Origin of the sequence: Sphingosinicella microcystinivorans, from assembly GCF_003634215.1 — a bacterium.
Classification (GTDB): domain Bacteria; phylum Pseudomonadota; class Alphaproteobacteria; order Sphingomonadales; family Sphingomonadaceae; genus Sphingosinicella; species Sphingosinicella microcystinivorans.
In genome coordinates this window covers 1-18663 of record NZ_RBWX01000009.1, presented here as the reverse complement: position 1 = coordinate 18663, position 18663 = coordinate 1, and the positions used below count along the sequence as shown (strand labels likewise).

Below are 18663 nucleotides of genomic sequence, written 5' to 3'. Positions count from 1 at the left end.
GCCTAATACTATTGCTGTCTGGCCGCGCCCGCAAGGTCGCCTAGTCTGGGAAACCCGAGAGGAACCGCGCGACGTTGCCGCCGAGATCGCCGACGGCGTAGCCGCCTTCCATGATGATCGCGGTGGGGAGGCCCATGGCGGCAATGCGCGCGCCGATTGCCGAAAAATCCTCCGTTTCGATCGCGAAATGCGAAATCGGGTCGCCCGAGAACGTGTCCGCGCCAAACGAGAGAACAAGGAAGCGGGTGCCCCACGCGCTGATCTGCGCGTGGGCGGAGTCGAGCGCGGCAAGATACGCGTCGATCCGCGTTCCGCGCGGCAAGGGAATGTTCAGCGTCGTGCCTGCACCGTCGCCAATGCCGGTCTCGTCGGCATGGCCCCAATAGAACGGATAGTCCGTCACCGGATCGGCGTGGATCGACGCGAAGAAGATGTCGCCGCGTGCTTCGAAAATATCCTGCGTGCCGTTGCCGTGATGATAGTCGACGTCGAGAATGGCGACCGGTCCTGCGCCGGCGGCGTGCGCATGTTGCGCGGCGATCGCGGCGTTGTTCAGATAGCAATAGCCGCCGAGATAATCGGCGCCGGCATGGTGCCCGGGCGGACGGCAGAGCGCGAAAGCCGTCCGCGCGCCGCCGAGCACGGCGTCAAGTGCGGTCAGCGCGGTCTGTGCGGACCAGTAGGCGCCATCCCACGTGCCTTCCGCGATGGGTGTCGAGGCGTCGAAGCTGTATTGGCCGAGGCGTGCATCGATGCGGTCCAGCGACAGCTTGCGTCGGCGGACGACGGGCCACGTGTAGCCAATCGCATCGTCCTCGCGTCCCGCGGCGCGCCATGCAGCGTGTGCGCCCTTCAGGAAGGCGAGGTAGTCCGCGTCGTGGATCGCCTCGATCGGCGCCATGCCGAAGTCTCGCGCTGGTGCCGGGGTGCCGACTGCTGCCCGGATGTTGCGCGCGCGGTCGGCACATTCGGCATAGGGTGTCCATGTGCCGTTGTGCAGTTCGCGAAGCGGCGTGTGGCTGAGCTGGCGCTCATCGAAGAAGGAGATCATGCCCGGCAGATAGCACTCAACACGGCGTGCCGAAAAGCCCCCTGACCGTCGCAGGGATGCCTATCATGCTTCACCTCCGCGCGTTCGCGCCGGACGCACGAAGCCTACGAAATCATCGTAGAGCGCACTGATCCGCTCCAGCCGATCCTCTACGTCGCGGCCGCCGCCGTGGCCGACTATATCGTTCACGAGCAGGTTGACAAGGCCCGTCATCGGCACCGCGCTTTGCCAGAAAAGCGCGCCGTCGCTGTCTGCGGCCAGCACATGGGTGGTGAGGCGCGGTGCCCAGTCGCAAAGCGTATCTGTGATAATGACGAGCGGAATGCCCGCCTCCGCGGCCCGCTCAGCAAGATGGCGAGATGTGCGCGAATAGCGGCGGACATCGATGATGACGAGGCATCGGTCGCCAGGGTCTTCGAGGAGCACGTCGGCGAAATGTCCGGAGGCGCTGTCGATCAATTCCACGCCGGGGCGCACATACTGGAGGTTGTGCGCGAGCATTGCCGCGAGTCCGCGCTCTGTCTGAAAGCCGACGATCTGCACGCGCTTGCTGCGCGCGATCAGCGCCACTGTATCCGACCACACCTTGTGCTGGCTGCGCTCATAGACGGCGACGAGCAGTTCGATTTCTCGTTCGAGCGTGCGGCGGCGCTTGTCGCTGTCGGTGAAGTCGGAAAGGAAATCCTGAAACGCCTGCCCGGCGAGCCACGGCAGATGCGCGGACATGCGGAGGTGCTCTTTCAGCTCCCGGAAATGCTTAAAGCCAAGCATTCGGCAGAACCGCCCGACTGTTACCGCACTGACATCGAGCCGCTGTGCGATCGACGCCGCCGTTTCGAACGGGATCATTTCGCGGTTGTTCAGCAGGAACAGCGCGATCTGCCGCTCTGCCGCCGTATAACTCGCATTCTCGGCCTCAAGCCGCGCGAACAGGTCGCTCATCTCATTCTCGCTCTGTCAACTCTGTCGCGAATGTTTTCAGAATAACATTCGCGACAGAGTTGTCATCCCATGATGGGCGAGGTGCGGGAAACGTAGAAAGCGCCGGGGCGGAGAATTCTGGCGCGCGCCCTCACGCGAACACATCCAGCAGGTGATCGACGATGGGCGCTGGTCCGAACCTGATCGGATCGCACGCGGGGAGCCCCAGCTCCGCTTCGGCGTCGCGGATCGCAGCGCGGGCGTCATCCTCGCTCAGAAGCGAGGTGTTGAGGCTGATGCCGATACCGCGCGCATCGGGATTGGTAAGCCTTGCAGCGGCGACATGAACGGCGAGAGCATCGGTGAGCGAAGGGCAGGCATATTGGCCTTCATAGCCCTGTATCTCCCGGCGTCCCGCTTCGTGGCAGATGACGAGTGCGTCGGGCTGGCTGCCGTGAACGAGGCCAAGCGTGACGCCCGCATAGGCGGGGTGAAGCAGTGCGCCCTGGCCCTCGATGACGTGCCAGTGATCCGGCGCCGCATCAGGGGAGAGCCATTCCGCCGCGCCCGAGATGAAGTCGGCAACGACCGAGTCAATCGCGATGCCGCGGCCCGTGATCATGATGCCGGTCTGGCCGGTGGGGCAGAAGGTGGAGGCCGCGCCGCGCCGCCGGAGTTCGCGATCGATGGCGAGCGCGGTGTATTTCTTGCCCACGGCGCAATCCGTGCCGACCATCAGCATACGGCGGCCGGAGCGCTTCCTGCCTGTCCCCGTTTTGAACGTTTGCTGCGGACGCCGGAGATCATGCAGCGTCCGTCCGTGCGCCTGCGCGGCTTTGGAAATTTCCGGGTGATCGGCAAGGCGCTGATGCAGCCCGGCCGCAGCATCGAGACCCGCCGCGAGCGCCGCCGTGATGTGCGGGATCCATTCGGGGGCGATGTAGCCGCCGTCGTTGGCGATGCCGATCACCAGCGTGCGCACGCCCTTCGCAGTGGCTTCGGCGAAGGTCATGTCGGGCAGGCCGAGATCGACCAGGCAACCTTCCATGCGATACTGGCCCGCGCAGTCGTCCGCGCGCCATTCAGCAAGGCCCGAGGCGGTCTTGGCCCAGCCGATATCGGGAGCCGTGCCCAGAAAGAGCAGAAATGGTGGTTGCATGGGTTTCGGTCTCCGGTGGGAGGTTCAGTTGGCCCGGCGGATCGCCTGGCCGGGCAGTGCGCCCGTGGGGGTGCCGGCCTCGACGACAGCGATGCCATTCACCCACACGGTGCGGATTCCGACGGGGAGGGCGGTGGGGTTTTCAATCGTCGCGCGGTCTGCGACGGTTGCCGGATCGAACAGCACGAGATCGGCAGCCTTTCCAACTACAATGCGGCCGCGGTCTGCGATGCCAACGTGATCGGCGGCAAGTCCGCTCATCTTGTGGACAGCCTCTTCGAGCGTCAGCCGACCGGTCTCGCGCACCATCCATGCCAGCACGCGGGGGAAGGCGCCAGCGCCGCGCGGGTGCGCATCCTCGATGCCGCCGTCCGAGCAGATGTTGCTGTGCGGCCAGGCGATGAGCGCAGCGACATCGTCATCCGCCATCGAGCGACCCATGGCCGCGTTCGACATGCCCTTCGCTTCGCCCTCGACAATGAGGTCGAGATAGGCGCGCGCCGGGGGCACGCCGCGCAATGCGGCAACGTCGGCAACAGTCTTGCCGACATAGGCGGGGTTGGCGGGATATTGGGTGAGGCGCAAATCCTCCGGCCGCGCCATGTGCGCGAGCGCGAATTCGGCCGCGGTAAGATCGGTGAAATCCCGCTTCGGCAACAGCACTTCGAGATTCGATTGCCAATAGGTGTAGGGGTAAACGTCTGCCGTCACGTCAATACCTGCGCGGCGCGCGGCATCGAGCTTCGCGAGGAGGGGGGCGGTCTCGCCCCAGCGGTCGACGATCGCGATCTTGAAGTGCGAGATCTGCACGGGAAGGTGCGCGGTACGGCCGATCTCCAGAAGCTCGTCGATCGCGGCGTCGAGACGCGTATCCTCGCTGCGCATATGGCTGATGTAGCGTCCGCCATGGCGCGCGGTGGCACGCGCGAGCGCCATCACCTCGGACGGGTCTGAATAGATGCCCGGATCATATTCGAGGCCGGTCGAAAGGCCGAGTGCGCCTGCGCGCATGTTCTCCTCGACGACGGCGACCATGCGATCAACCTCGGCGGGGGTCGCCACGCGCTTGTAGTCCGCACCCATCACGGCATCGCGGACGCTGTTGTGGCCAATGTACGTGGCGACGTTCACAGCCGCGGGCTGCGCCTCGCGCTTCGCGAACAGGCCGGCGACGGGTAATGGTCCGCCGCCATCCTGCCCGACGACGATTGTCGTGATGCCCTGCGCCGCCGCCGCGAGCGCATCGCGGTGCGCATCGAGATTACGGTCGTGGTGGCTGTGCGTATCGATGAAGCCGGGTGCGAGCACGAGACCGCTGCCGTCGATGACAGCAACACCTTTGCTGCGCGCGTGCTTGCCGACAGCGGCGATGCGGCCGTCCTTGACCCGAACGTCGGCTTTGTGTGCCGGAGCGCCTGTGCCGTCGACGACCGTTGCGCCGACAATGACAAAATTCTCCGCCGCGGAGGCCGTCGCCCAAAGCGCGACCATGGGAACGAGCGCGGCACGCAGCACCGATCGAATCATGAGGGCTCTCTCCTAGCGGCGATGTTCGGATAGTCGCCTGAATCTTGTCATTGTTATCTTTCTGACATGAGGGCCGGGAGGGCGCAAGTCGCGATCACATCCAGCCGGAGAAGCGTGGCCAACGAGCCCTAACCATGCCGTCACGGTTGGAAAGGAGATAGGCGGGATGCTGTGCTGCGGTGGCGCAGGCATGATTGGGGAGAATGCGCAGGCGGGTGCCGATCGGATAGGCGGAGAAATCGAGGGGTGTGCCGTCGCGGTGCCCGACGAGCCCGTGTTCCTGATTGGCACCGGTGACGATGAGATCGCCGATGATCGTGCCACCTGCATCGCAAACGAGCCCGTAGCCCTGATCGACACGCTGCGCCGCCGTGCCGCGATCGCGCGACATGGCCATCCAGCCTGCATCGATGACGAGGCGCCCCTGCGCCTTCTGATAGCCGATCACGGTCGCAAGCACCGAAAGCGCGATCTCCTCTGGCTGGCAGACGCCGATCCCGGCCATCACCAGATCCTGAAACATATACACGCCCGCGCGCACCTCGGTGATCCCGTCGAGCGCCTGCACGAACAATGCCGTCGGGGTCGAGCCCATGCTGACGACAGGGCAGGGAAGCCCCGCCGCGCGCAGCCTTTCCGCGGCGCGCACGAGACCGGCGCGCTCGATCTCCGCGTGGGCGGCAATCGCATCCGCGCCTTGGCAACTGTAGCTTTCGCCAGCGTGGGTCAGGACGCCGCAGAGCAGCCCCGCATCGGCCAAAGTGCGGCCGATGACGAGAAGGTCGTCCGCCTCCGGCGCGACGCCGGAACGATGGCCGTCGCAATCCACTTCGATCAGCACCGTAATGCCGCTGTTGCCGGCGATGGTATCCGCGACCGCGTGTGCGACATCCGCTTCGTCCAGAATGATCTGCATACGGACGCCCGCATCCGCCAGCGTGCGGACGGCATCCAGCTTCGCTGGAACGATGCCCACCGCATAGAGGATGTCGTCGAAGCCTGCCTCCGCGAACATTTGGGCTTCCAGGAGCGTCGACACAGTGATCGGCCCGGTACCGCCAAAAACCGTACGAAGCACGTCCGGCGATTTGGCCGTTTTGACATGCGGACGGAAGACGACGTCGAAGGGCGCGAGATGGTCTTCCATCCGGCGAATATTTGCAGTGAGGCGGGCCTCATCGAGAACCAATGCGGGCGTCGGTGCTTGGAGCAATGATTGTGGGGAGGGTGTCATATCGTCCTTGAACGGCATTTTTCTATCAGGGGCGCTCTGTTGTCACAGAAATCGTGCGGGCGCAGCAAGATGTTGCGCCGCGCAGACCACATTTTATCTCCGTTGCGGCGATGCCGGTACATTTACAAGGGCGTTGGCGATCACCTGCGTGCAAGGACGCGCCGCTCTCATGTGGAGATCATGAAGTACGAGATTTGGACTGGGGCGCGTCGTGCATTCCGTGGGAGATTTGTTCGGCCACTCTGGTACCATCTGTCTCGATACGGAATCGGATGATCGGCGTGCGCCCTTCTCCACCAAGGGGGTTGCAATCGCAGACGGGAGCCGAACTTTTGACAGTCGGCACCGAGCCTATGCGTCGATCAACTTACATTTGGCGATGGCGACAGAGAGTTCTATCTCGGAGTAAGGTTTCATAACCCGCTCGGCCTGGCTCAAAGCAGGGTTGTTCGCGATCTCGTCCCCATAACCGCTTGCAACCACAAACGGCACATCGTTTTCAAGCAGGTAGGCCGCCACCGCTTCGGATGTCTCCATGCCCAGATTGACGTCGAGTACGGCGAAGCTCAGGCGAGTCTTTCGCGCAATATCGAGGGCGGCGAAGGTGTTTCCTGCGATATGGCAGTGAGCGGCGCCCAACGACATAAGCTTATGCTCGGTTTCCATCGCGATGATGAGGTTGTCCTCCACGATCAGAACATCTCCGGACAACAGGTGGGGATTGCTGTTGTGGTCGGATGGCAGGATCTCGTTCGGAGCATCGGCAACCAGGGCGGCGGTTTCGACAATGTGGCGGGCTGGCAACGAGAACTCGGCGACAAGCCCCTCGGGCTCGAACCGTAGGGACGAACTGCCGCCGAGCTCGTGCGGAATTGTGCTCTCCAGGATTGTCGACCCGAACCCGCGACGTGTCGGTTGCGTGACAGCGGGGCCACCCCGCTCAGTCCACACAATATCCACTGCGCCTGATGCGGATTGCGTGATGGAAACGGTGATGCCGCCATGCCGATCCGACAGGGCGCCATACTTGCATGAATTGGTCATCAGTTCATGGAAGACAAGCGCCAGCGTCGAGAAGGCCGCAGGCTCGATCATCGCGTCTACGCCCGTGATTTCAATCCGGTCCAGCTTGTCGCTGACATAGGCCTCGCATTCCGTGAGGATCAACTTCTGCAACGAAGCCGGCCCCCAATTGAGTTTGGTGACCTGGTCGTGCGCACGCGCCAGCGCGTATATCCGAGCGCCGATGACTTCGGCGAATTCTTCCTTGGATTGATTGCTTTCCTGACTTTGTATGACCAGACCGCGGATCAGGTTGAGGATATTGCGGACACGGTGATTGAGCTCGGCGATCAGCGTTTCCTGGACTTTGCTTGCCTTGTCTCGTTCCTGCTGCGCTGCATCGCTCATCCGCAGCACCACTTCGAGAAGGGTAACCCGCAGGCTCTCCGCCGTCGCCACTTCCTCGTCCGTCCACGGTGCGCTGTAACCTTCGCGTTCTTCCTTCCACAGGTCGAAGCTCTTGCGCGGTGTCAGGCGTGCGCCGTTTGGTCCATATTCGATCGGCTTTTGCGGGTTTCCTGCCCATTTCACGCTCTGCGCCTGTGCCTTGCGAAACAAAACGATATAGTCGCGGGGGCGACGCGAAACCGGCAGCGACATGATGCCCGCGCAATCTTCACCGAACGCGGCGGCTGCGGGATAAACTCTGGCCAAATTGTCCGTTTGCCAAATCTGGCTCGTTCCTGTCGTGTTCAGGAAGGGGACCAGTTTCGCGAACTCCTCCTTGGAGGGGACCTTGCCATGGCTGACGAGTTCTCCGCCGATCCAGCCGGCGATGGAATCGTAGGGGATGACCTTGCTGATCGATTCACAGAAGCCGTCAAAAGCGTCGATCATGCTCGCACCCGTTGCCACGCGGGCCATGATTTCGTCATGCAGGCGCAGCGCCAGGTTCTTGTGCGTATTGATCTGTCGCAGTTCGGTCTGCTCGAGCAGGAACGACATGAACTCGCCGAACAGTTCGCATGCCGTGCGTACGGCGTAATCGAGTTGCAGGGGGGTGTAGTGGTGACAGGCCATCAGCCCCCACAATTCGCCACCCTTCATGATCGATACGGACATGGATGCCTTCACGCCCATGTTGCGCAAGTATTCGATATGGATCGGCGAGACCGCGCGCAGCCCGCTCATCGAAAGATCAAGCGGCTCTCCATTGGGATTGGTTGCGGGTACGATCGGAACCGTGGGATCGTCGACGTCGGAAATGATGCGCAGCAAGTTGCGCGTATATAGGTGTCGTGCCTGGGCGGGGATGTCGGACGCCGGGAAATGCAGTCCCAAGAACCCATCGACGTTCCCATTCCTGCTCTCGGCGATCACTTCGCCGGCGCCGTCCTTTTCGAAGCGATAGACCATCACCCGGTCAAACCGCGTCAGCGCGCGCAATTGCCGAGCAGCCAGATTGCAGATTTCCTCGACCGACCCCAATTCGCGCATGCGGTCGACCATCGGGCGCACATAAGAGACATAGTCCTGCCGGCGGTTTGCTGAAACCGGCTCTGCCTCGATCACGAACGATCGGCTGGTGGCATGAACGGCAACGTCGAACAACTGCCCGGAGCCCGTCAGGTCCAGACCAAAGAGCCGGTCAACCGAATCTCCCGCCCCCAGCACCTGCAGGCGGGATCGAATGTCGTGAAGAGCATCGGCGGAAATGTACTGACTGGCAGGCGTGCCTATCAACGCCTCTGCCGGACAGCCGAACAAACGCTCGCAATTGGTCGAGACGTGGTTGATGATACAGTCGCTGGATACGGCGATAAGATAGCCGAAACTCTGGATGCGCCCGATCAGGTGGATCGGTTCGGACGCGCAGGACGAAAGGTCGACAGTAGTGTCGGTGGGCGGCGAATTGGTCATTTCTTCAGGTCTTTTACCAGATACGCCGCAGCGGCGAATGCATCGAAACAGTCGTGTGCAGACTGCAAGGCCATATCGCGGTCGATAAGGTGACCGTGAGGGCCGTCGAAATAAGCGGTCAGGCGCCGAAAAATATCAATGCCCTGTGAATCGGAGATGAAGCGGTTGGCGCAGCGGTTCAGGTTGCCCCAGGTCGGCCGGCGCGCGATCGCACCGATGCCAAGCCGCGATCCGGCCAACACATACGCCAGACCCGCGTCTGAAAGAGGCTGCTTTACGGAAAGGGTCGGAAGCGCTTCTGCTCCGCCATCGCGCATATCCTCCAAATCGGCTGCGAGCAAAGCTGAATAGTCGGGCGCCTGGATCTCAAGAGTATTGGCCAGCGCATCGACCCAATAGGGGGACATTGCGCTCCAGGCGACATAATGTGCCGACAAGAAATCCTGATAACCCTTTTCTTCGTCAAGGCAAAAACCTGCAAAGATATTGTCTAGAGTATCGTGAGTTTCTGCAGTTTTTGTCTTTAGAAACGCTCGAAGTCCCCGCTGTGAAGCAGAGTTCGACTCCTGAGGAACTGTATCGACAAGCAGCGTCACCTTCTACTCCACACGAGCCGAATGTCCACTGATATACAAAACACACTGCTTGGTCTGCCCACTAGTGGACACTTTTGGAACCAATCGGGCCGCAACGCTGTTCCTACAAAACAAGACAGGAGGATGGTGAAGGTGTAATGATAGAAACAATTGAAAACAATCTTTTGAACGCTCTCAAGGCCTCCGACCTTGAGCTTCTCGGGCCACATCTTCGGGAACTCCAGATTGCAACGGGCACAACAATTTATGACCCCGGCGACCATGTCGAGTCCGTTTATTTCCCGTGCGGGTCCGCGATGGCAGGGTTTTTTGTTGGCTTGCCGGACGGCAAGGGGGTCGAAACGGCCTTGATCGGCCGGGAAGGCGCAATCGGCGGGATCGTCAGCCAAGGCAGGCTACCAGCTTACGCGCGATGTTCCGTTCAAAACGGCGGCCATTTCCTGGTGATGGAGTCGCAGCGGCTCGAGGAGCTGAAAATCCAGTCTCTAACGATCCGCCACCTTTTTGCCAGGTACGCCGACTGCCTCATGGCCCAGATATTTCAGACGACGGCCTGCAATGCGGGACACACCATCGACCAGCGGGCTGCGAAGTGGATGTTGTCCACCGTCGAAAGATCCGGGACGCTCACGATTGAAATGACGCAGGATCAGCTTGCGCAAATGCTGGGAATTGGTCGCAGCTATATAAGTCGAGTGATCGCCGCGATGAAAAGAGACGGCCTTATCTCCGTCTCCAGAAAGAGGGTGCATCTGGAGAACTTGGAGAGGATGCGATCAATATCTTGCGACTGCAATGATAATGTTAAGTACCATTTCGATAGTGTCTTAAAAGGTGTTTACCCCGACGAGATGTAGCACTTCGGCTTGGTGCGAAAAGGGTAGCCAGAGCGCTCCGGCTATGCTCGGAACGAGACGCCTTCACGATGGCGTCCGGATCACGTTCAGGCGAGGCTGATTGGCTTATAACCAACCTGCGCAGCAAATGCCGAAATCAAATGCCACGCCCGTCACTGAACATTGGACAGCTTCCCGACGTCAGAGTTGGTCGTGGCAGAAGGGACGATAGGCACCCCTGTCTGCTCCATACGACCTCCTCCGACGATCGGGCTTCGCCAAGTCAGTTTGCCCCGAAGGGGATACGCAGCGTGGCTCCGTAAGTGGCCGGCGGGCCGTAAAGCGCCGTCACGCCCAGGATGCCCAGGTTGAGTACATAGGCGCGATACTGCTTGTCGAACACATTGCGTCCCCAGGCCGTGAGGGAAATTCCCGTGCGATCGTGGCGATAGGTCAGCGACACATTGGTGACGTTGTAGCTCTTTTGCAGCGAACCGAGTCCGTTGGTCACTTCAAGGAACTGATCATCATACCACACGCCATCGATCTGCGCGGCGATGTTGCCTTCCGCCACATCGACATTGTAACGCAGCAGATAATTGAAGCTGTGCTTCGGAGAATTCGGAAATTTTGCATCGCGTATCGTGGTCTGCGGGAAGGTGCAGGTGAACACGCCGCTATTGTTGACGCAATATTGCGAGTCCGGCGCGCCCGGGAATACCTCCGGCGCAGACTGCTGCACTGTCCCCGGAATGCTATCAACCTTCGAGGTCTGCCATGTCGCGCCGAGCACGGCATCGAAGTTCTTGGATGGCGACCAGAAGGCTTCCAGTTCAGCACCGGTCGAGCGGGCATCGCTGTTGAACACCTGCGGCACGCCTCCGGCCAGCGAGAAGGCCTGATAGTCGTCGTACATGTAATGGAAGACCGTGCCGTTGAGACGCAGGCTGCGATCGAGCAGGCTGGTCTTGAAGCCGCCTTCGAGACTGTTCAGCGTCTCAGGGCGGTGACGGAAGCCCTGAGGGGCAATGTTCGACGAGAGCGACCAGTTGCCGCCTTTGATGCCGCGGTTCCACGAAGCGAACAGCAGGGTATCGGGAGTGACCTGATAATTGAGCGACACGCGGGCAGCCCAGTCGCCATATCTCTCGCGATTTACGCCGGGAACCACTGCGGCCAGATCCTGATCAGTAAATAGGACTATCGGGTCTGGCTGGGCCGCAAAAGTCGGGTCGCTCAGCACATTGACATAGTCGATCGACTTGTTGTCCTTCGAGTAGCGTCCTCCCAGCGTCAGCGAAAGCTCATCCGTCAGGTGCAGGTCGCCCTGGGCAAAGAGCGACCAATTCTTGGAATCGATCTTGTAGAGCTGATCGACGGTCGGCAAAGAAAAGCCGCCATTTCCAGCTATGGCCAGATCGGTGATCGGCGCGCCCGTCACGGCGTGATTACCGTCGTACTTCATGTCGAGATAATAAGCGCCGACCTGCCATTTCAGCATGTCGGTGTCGCCGCTCAGCCGGACTTCCTGCGAGAACTGGCGGAAATCCACAGCGCTATCGACGTTGACAATGACGAGCGGCAGGGCGTCGCCATCTTCGGCGTAGCGCTTGTCCATCTCCAAATAGTTGGTGATGAGAGTCAGTTCGACATCCCCCAGCGCCCAGTCAAGCTGACCCTGATAGCTGTTCATGACGCGATCGAGCCTCCCGGGCCGTTCGCCGAAATGTTCGTATGGCGAAGCTGGATTGCCTGTAATGCCGTTGAGGACTCCGTTGGTGGCGTCGCTCAGCCCTGCGGCGTTGGTGTCGCAAAAGCCATTGGGCAGGAAATCGCAATTCTCGAAGGCGTAACCGCCCGTAGCGACGTGATTATCCTCCGAATGTTTGTACCAGAGGGACAGCTTGGCGTCTGGGGAGAGATCGGCCTGGATGTTCAAGCGCGCTGCCCAGCCATTTTTGCCGCCGAGATCCTGGCCGCTTCCTGGAATGATTCCAAAGCCAAGGTCAGTCGCATCGGTATCGCGTGACTTGATGTAGCCATCGGCTTTCTCGACGCGGGCGGCGGCGCGGAAGCGGACGCCCTCCAGCAGCGGGCCGCCGACTGCGGCTTCGATCGAGCGATCCTTGAACCGGCCGTATTCGCCCTGCACATAGCCGTTGAAATCGTCCCGGCTGGCGTCTTCGCTCAGATAGTGGATGAGACCGCCGGTCGCGTTACGACCGAACAGCGTCCCCTGCGGACCACGCAGCACCTCGACACGCTTGATGTCGAACAGTTGGCCCGCGAGGGCGTTCATGGAAGCGATATAGGCGTTGTCCTGATAGACTGCGACAGGTGCTTCGAGATTGTCCGTGAAGTTGCTTTGCGAAATGCCGCGCAGACTGAAGATGGTGAGATTCGGGGACCACGCGTTCACCCTTAGCGCCGGAATTTGCTGAGTGATCTGCGTTGTTTCACTGATGCCCAGGCGATTGATCTGTTCGCCGGAAAAGGCGCTGACCGAGACCGGAACCCGCTGCAGGCTTTCGTTGCGCTTGGTGGCCGTGACGATGATTTCGCCGGCCAAGCCTTCATCCGCTTTTTCAAGTTCCGCGTCCTGAGCCGCAACCATCGTCGGAATGGTCAAAGCCGTGCACGCTATAAGAAGAGATGCGCGCCGCTTGGCGCCCATGGCATGTAGCATAGTGATTATCCCCCATATCTCGCTGAACGAACCCTCTGTCCGGCAGTTTTCTGCCTGAACCTCCGCCGCAAGGTATCTCATAGTTTACAGACAATGGCAATATCTGATGATTGTTGCAAAAAGGGAACGTAAATTTCTGCCCGCAGGAGAGGTTCATTGTGAATCCTTGGATGGATTAAAATGAAGATAATATATTGAAAAATAATATAATTTGTCATTTCAAAGCATGCCAATGAAGTAACAATCAATCTGTTTTGACCGACATTGTTTCTCTGTGTTAAAATGAGACCGAGCGAATGGAGGGCGATCAGTGATTCGCCAGGGAGGGAAGGGATCGAATGTCCATGGTTTCAACGGCAGCCGGTGAGGCGGCGACTCATAGTGATCTGGCCGTCCGGCCTTGTGTGGCGGACCTCGTGAACAGGGCGAAAGCCATGATCCCGGTTTTGCGCGAACGCGAAGCCGATGCGATCAGAAACCGGCAGGTGCCGTTTGAAACGATCCAGGAATTTCGAGACGCGGGCTTTTTCCGGGTCCTGCAGCCGGCGCGCTACGGCGGCTTCGAGATGTCCCCGGCGGTTTATTGCGAGATCGCCAAAACACTGGCCGAGGGATGCATGGGAAGCGCCTGGGTCTATGGTGTCGTCGCGGTGCACAACTGGCAGCTCGCCCTGTTCGATCCGCAAGCGGCCGAGGACGTGTGGTCCATCGACAATTCGGTTCTTATCAGCTCGTCCTACATGCCGACCGGCAAGGCCACGAAGGTGGATGGCGGCTATCGTTTGAGCGGGCGCTGGGCCTTTTCCAGCGGCTCCGAGCATTGCCAATGGGTTATTCTGGGCGGCAACATGATTGCCGAAGACGGCAATGGTGTGCCGGAGCCCTACAATTTTCTTGTCCCGCGCAGCGACTACCAGATCATGGACACATGGCATGTGATGGGGCTGTGCCCAACCGGTAGTAACGACATCATCGTGGAGGATGCGTTCGTGCCGGCGCATCGCGTTATCCGGGAAAGGGACATGTTCAATCTTTCATGCCCCGGGCATGCGGAGAACACGGCGGCGTTGTATCGCATTCCCTTCGCGCAACTTTTCAATCGCACCGTCTCGACCACTTCGCTCGGCTCATTGCGACGCGCTCTTGATACGTTCGTCGAAGCGACACGGCAGAAGCGAGCAACTTATACGGGGGCGCGACTGGCGGCCGACACCACCATCCAGAAAGCCGTGGCCGATGTCACGCTGACGCTCACCGACCTCGAACTGCGGCTGGCGAGCGACTTGGCCGAGCTGGAGAGCCGTGCACTCAGCGGAGACTGGCCGATCGAGCGGCGCGCACAGCTGGGTCATCACACAACCACGATGGTGTCTCGCTGTGTGGAGGCGATCGATAAGCTGATGCTGTTTTCGGGCGGGAAAGCGATTTATTTGGGCAATGTCATCCAGAGGGCGTTTCTGGACATTCATTGCGCGCGCGCCCATGTGGCGAACAACCCTTATCCCTATGCGCGCAATCTGGGCGGCCTGACCTTTGGGTTTGAGAACGATTGCATGGATCTTTGATGCCAGGCATCTGACCGCTACCCTGTGTTGGGCGGTTTCAGATTGCCGAGGCAAGGCCCAAATTGGCATCCAGCACCGTTCCGCCATGGTGTTGCATTTCGTTGCGGACGAAATCGACAAAGGCCCTGACCTTTGAGAGCGCAAAATTCCCGCGCGGGAAGATGATGTGCAGCGTTATGCTCTCGTTGACGATGTCTTCGAGGAGCGGCTCAAGCCGTTTGGCGTTGATATCGTGTTCGACCAGAAAGCGCGGAAGATAGCTCACGCCCAGGCCCTCGAGCGTAGCCTCGCGTGCCATGCGGACCGAGTTGCTGGTAAGCGGTCCGCGGTTCACGGCAACGGTGACATCGTCGGACAGGCGCCACTCACCAACCTTGGAAAGATGTGTTTCCACGATGCATGTGTGTTCTTTCAAGTCGTGAGGCGTGGAGGGCCAGCCAGCGCGAGCGAGATACTCCGGCGCTGCCACCAGGACCATCGGGTAATTGCGCAACTGCACCGACTCTAAACTCGCATCGAACGGGTCGCCCATCCAGAAGGCAACATCGAAACGCCCCTTGAGCAAATCGACCTTGCTGTCGGACAGGTTCAGGAACAGGCGTACGTCAGGATAGGCTTTCAGAAACCCGGGAATGATCGCGGTCAGTTCAAAGAGCGAGGACACAACCGGCGCGTTGACCTTCAGATCGCCGCGGGGCTTGGAAACCATGCCCGTGATGATCTGGTTCGCTTCGTTCACTTCATCGACGATGCGGGCGCAACGCGCATACATTTCGCGCCCAGCCGGGGTCAGTGTGACCGATCGTGTGGTGCGATCCAGCAGGCGCACGCCAATGTTCTGTTCCAGCTTCGCGATCTGACGACTGACCGCAGCCTTGGAATAGCCGAGCAGCTTGGCGGCATTCGAAAAGCCCCCGCTGCTAACGACTGCGGCGAACGACATCATCGCCATCACGTTTCCGAGGTCAGGTCTGTCTTCCATATTTACTCCGTGTTTCACCGCGGTTGGCGTGTCAATGCGAATGATCCCGCATCGCCCTGCGTGCGACCCGCTTCCCAATCATTATTGTTACGAATATGCAAAAATCACATCATAATCATTTACACTGTTGTGTTTTGAGCGACTTTAAGCGAGGACCCTAGGTGAAAAAATAGGCATGTCTCGATTCGGTCGACGACAAGAAAGGGATTTTCACGTGGCCACCCAGCTTTCGCACGTCGCGCAACAGGACCAGCGCAGCCAGTTTCATCCTTTCACATCAATCAATGATCTGAAGGCGGAGGGGCCGACCGTTATGGCCTCAGGATCTGGCGTCCGCGTCCGCGATGTCAATGGCAAGGAATATCTGGACGGGATGGCCGGGCTCTGGTGCGTCAACCTGGGCTATGGCCGTCAGGAAATCTGCGATGCCATCGCGCAGCAGAGCCAGCGCCTGTCGTTTTTCCACACCTTCAACGGGATGAGCAGCGATGTTGTCGCTGAATGCTCCGAAGCCCTGCTCGCAAGGGCGCCGGTGCCCATGTCGCGCGTGTTCTTTGGCGCTTCGGGGAGCGATGCCAACGAAACCCAGCTCAAGCTGATCTGGGTCTACAACAATCTGCGCGGCAAACCGGAGAAGAAGAAAATCATAGCCCGCTGGAACGCCTATCACGGCTCCGGCGTCGCCACCGCAAGCCTGACCGGGCTGCCGGGGATGCACACGCTGTTCGATCTTCCCAAGGGACCGATCCTCCACGTGAGCGCGCCCAACTATTATCGCAACGCGCCGGACGGCATGTCTGAACGCGATTTCTCGCGCCAGCTGGCCAAGGAACTGGAAGCGCTGATCGAGCGCGAAGGCCCCGACACGATCGCCGCCTTTTTTGTCGAAGCCGTGATGGGCGCCGGCGGACTGATCCCGCCGCCGGAGGGTTATTTTGAAGAGATCACGCCGATCCTCAAGAAGCATGACATCCTGCTCGTGGCCGACGAGGTCGTGTCCGGCTTCGGTCGTCTCGGAACCTACTGGGGCAGCCAGACATATGGCTACGAGCCCGACCTGATCACCTCGGCAAAAGGTGTGACCTCAGGCTATTTTCCGATGTCGGCCGTGTTCATCTCGCCCAAGGTATGGGACGTGATCGAAGCCGGAGCGGACAAGGTGGGCGTCTTCGGCCATGGCTATACCTATTCGGCCCATCCGGTCGGCGCGGCCGCGGCTCTGGCGGCGCTCAAGCTGATCGACGACCTCAAGGTGGTGGAGAACGTTGCTGATGTCGGCCCCTACATGATGCAGTCGCTCCGTGATCGGCTGGGTCAGCACCCGCATGTCGGTGATATACGCGGCAAAGGCCTCATGCTCGGGATCGAGCTGATGCAGGACCGTGGGACCAAACAGACCTTCCCGATGGCGAACCGCACCGGACGGCAGGTGCTGAAGGCTGCCGCCGAGCGAGGGCTGATTACGCGCGCGCTTGGCGACACGCTGGTTTTCGCGCCGCCGCTCATCATCAGCCGCACCGAAGTGGACGAGATTGTCGACAAGTTCGCGCTGGCCGTAGATGACGTGCTGAAGTCCTGAACCGGGCGTCCGACGTTTTGTGCACGGATTGTGCGATGTTGGTGTCCCGGGGGAGGGGTGCGGTATGGAACTGAAAACCGCCATCGCTGGCATGGCTGCTGCTGAAGAAGGTACCGAACGCCTAACACGGTGGGGGCTGGTCAGCGCGATACTGGTCGGCCTCGTCGGTGCCCTCGTAATCTTCATCACCCCTGGCTTTCTGGCCGTGATTGCCCAGAAGACCGGTTTCGATGACGAGCAGCTGGGTTACCTCGCTGCATGTGACATCAACGCCATGGGCGTCACGATTGGGCTCAGCACCTTTGCGCTGGCGAAGGCGCCATGGCGCGTGGCGGTGGGACTTGGCCTTGCCCTCATTGTCGCCGGCAATCTGGTGACCGCCGCGGTCGAGGCTTTCCCCGCCATGGCTGCCGCCCGTATTATCGCGGGCGCGGGGGAAGGTATCTGTATCGGCTTCGCGTTCGCGGCTCTGGGCCGGGCGCGCAACCCCGACCGTGCATTTTCAATCTATCTCGTGACCGGAGCGCTCCTGAGCTCCGCCTTTCTTTATGCGCTGCCCACGATTCAGTCCGCTGTCTCGCCGGCGACAGTGTTCATGTTCAGCGCGGGACTGGCGGCATTGGTCATGCTGACGCTTGGCGCCTTTCCCGATGGCAGCAAGGACGAGCCGGACATATTCTCTGGCGGAGGCAAGCTGGACTTCAAGTATGCGTCAGGCGCGTTGCTCGGCGTGTTCCTGCTGTTCCTGGCAATGGGCGCCATGTGGAGTTATTCCGAACGGATCGGAATGGCCAGCCGTTTGCCGATGGACGTGATTGCCAACGGCCTTTCGATCGGGACCATGACAGGTGTGGTCGGGGCTGGGCTTGCGGGGATATTGCCGCGCCGCTGGGGGCGAAGCTGGCCTCTTGTGATCAGCGGTGTGGCGGGCATTGCCAGCTTTCTGCTGTATCGCGACCAGGTTACGCCGACAGCCTTCATCGTCGCCACCATGCTGATGCTGTTCAGTTGGAACTTTGCCCAGCCATTGCTGTCGGGCCTGTGTTCGGAAGCCTGCAGTCGTGGCCGTGTCGTCTGTGCGATGGGTTCGATCCAGACGTTCGGTACAGGATTGGGTCCGGCTGCTGCGGCCGCCACGCTGGTGACCGGCTCGTTCACGGTCGCGATCTACGCATCCTGCATCGTTCTTGCGCTCAGCGTAGCGGTAACCGTTGCCACGATCCGGCGCGGTCGGCGCCTGGATTAACCTGATCGGGAATTGGTCGGCGGCGGAAACGCGATCAGGCCATCTTCCGCTCAAGATGAATCGATTGGGGAGCGCTACCCGTGACGGGGTAGCGCTCCCCAACGTTTAGAGGAAGACGGCGCGCGAAAGGCCGCCGTCGACAGCGATCGATTCCCCGGTGATCCCGCTTCCAAGCTGTGAACACAGGAACACGATGGGATCGGCGACTTCCTCGACTTCGAGCATCCGCTTGAGCGCAGCCGGCTCAGCGGCCTCGCGCGCGACAACGTCCTATGTTGGGAAGGCGTAGCGTGAAAAGGCCAGCAGGTCTCGTTGCGCCGAGGGTGATCGGCGCTGGTGATTTTATGATCCAGATGGCT

Annotated in this window: 13 protein-coding genes and 1 pseudogene; 4 read left to right on the top strand and 10 right to left on the bottom strand. The window is 60.5% G+C overall.

Annotation, left to right across the window (positions count from 1 at the left end; all coding sequences use genetic code 11):
• Positions 1–40 precede the first annotated feature (40 nt).
• The 7 genes from DFR51_RS12410 to DFR51_RS12380 all read right to left on the bottom strand — a co-directional run bounded on the left by DFR51_RS12410 (position 41) and on the right by DFR51_RS12380 (position 9410).
• Complete coding sequence (locus DFR51_RS12410) at positions 41–1051, bottom strand: histone deacetylase family protein (protein ID WP_121051670.1); 1011 nt, start codon at positions 1049–1051, stop codon at positions 41–43.
• Positions 1052–1114: 63 nt separating this feature from the next.
• Complete coding sequence (locus tag DFR51_RS12405; RefSeq protein ID WP_121051667.1) at positions 1115–1993, bottom strand: MurR/RpiR family transcriptional regulator; 879 nt, start codon at positions 1991–1993, stop codon at positions 1115–1117.
• A gap of 130 nt (positions 1994–2123) precedes the next feature.
• The gene (locus tag DFR51_RS12400; RefSeq protein WP_121051665.1) at positions 2124–3131 is read right to left on the bottom strand and encodes an N-acetyltransferase DgcN family protein; all 1008 of its coding nucleotides are present in this window, start codon (positions 3129–3131) and stop codon (positions 2124–2126) included.
• Between the two features lie 24 nt (positions 3132–3155).
• Complete coding sequence (locus DFR51_RS12395; protein WP_121051663.1) at positions 3156–4658, bottom strand: N-acyl-D-amino-acid deacylase family protein; 1503 nt, start codon at positions 4656–4658, stop codon at positions 3156–3158.
• A gap of 94 nt (positions 4659–4752) precedes the next feature.
• Positions 4753–5892: an alanine racemase gene (locus DFR51_RS12390; RefSeq protein WP_121052456.1), complete on the bottom strand. Its 1140-nt coding sequence runs from the start codon at positions 5890–5892 to the stop codon at positions 4753–4755.
• 351 nt (positions 5893–6243) lie between these two features.
• Complete coding sequence (locus DFR51_RS12385; protein WP_121051661.1) at positions 6244–8814, bottom strand: HWE histidine kinase domain-containing protein; 2571 nt, start codon at positions 8812–8814, stop codon at positions 6244–6246.
• Positions 8811–9410 (bottom strand): heme oxygenase-like domain-containing protein, encoded by a 600-nt coding sequence (locus DFR51_RS12380; protein ID WP_126494971.1) that lies wholly within the window; start codon positions 9408–9410, stop codon positions 8811–8813. Before DFR51_RS12380 ends, DFR51_RS12385 begins: the two co-directional genes overlap by 4 nt.
• A gap of 137 nt (positions 9411–9547) precedes the next feature.
• Between DFR51_RS12380 and DFR51_RS12375 the strand changes: the two genes are divergently transcribed.
• Positions 9548–10267, top strand: a complete 720-nt coding sequence (locus DFR51_RS12375) for a Crp/Fnr family transcriptional regulator (protein WP_121051658.1) — start codon at positions 9548–9550, stop codon at positions 10265–10267.
• Between the two features lie 262 nt (positions 10268–10529).
• On the opposite strand, the gene DFR51_RS12370 is transcribed toward DFR51_RS12375, so the two are convergent.
• Entirely contained in the window at positions 10530–13013 is a 2484-nt protein-coding gene (locus DFR51_RS12370) for a TonB-dependent receptor (protein WP_243446567.1), read from the bottom strand.
• Positions 13014–13270: 257 nt separating this feature from the next.
• Here DFR51_RS12370 and DFR51_RS12365 point away from each other — a divergent pair, with 257 nt between their 5' ends.
• Complete coding sequence (locus DFR51_RS12365; protein ID WP_243445452.1) at positions 13271–14497, top strand: acyl-CoA dehydrogenase family protein; 1227 nt, start codon at positions 13271–13273, stop codon at positions 14495–14497.
• A 37-nt stretch (positions 14498–14534) separates the two neighbouring features.
• Here DFR51_RS12365 and DFR51_RS12360 read toward each other — a convergent pair whose 3' ends face one another.
• Positions 14535–15449 carry a LysR family transcriptional regulator gene (locus DFR51_RS12360; RefSeq protein ID WP_121052454.1) on the bottom strand — a complete coding sequence of 305 codons (915 nt, stop codon included), beginning with the start codon at positions 15447–15449 and terminating at the stop codon, positions 14535–14537.
• Between the two features lie 205 nt (positions 15450–15654).
• Between DFR51_RS12360 and DFR51_RS12355 the strand changes: the two genes are divergently transcribed.
• Entirely contained in the window at positions 15655–17058 is a 1404-nt protein-coding gene (locus tag DFR51_RS12355; RefSeq protein ID WP_121051652.1) for an aminotransferase, read from the top strand.
• A 64-nt stretch (positions 17059–17122) separates the two neighbouring features.
• On the top strand, positions 17123–18304 hold the full coding sequence (locus DFR51_RS12350; RefSeq protein WP_121051650.1) for an MFS transporter: 1182 nt from the start codon (positions 17123–17125) through the stop codon (positions 18302–18304).
• 105 nt (positions 18305–18409) lie between these two features.
• Here DFR51_RS12350 and DFR51_RS12345 read toward each other — a convergent pair.
• Positions 18410–18550 (bottom strand): annotated as a pseudogene (locus DFR51_RS12345) (SDR family oxidoreductase); the annotation flags it as partial.
• Between the last annotated feature and the right edge of the window lie 113 nt (positions 18551–18663).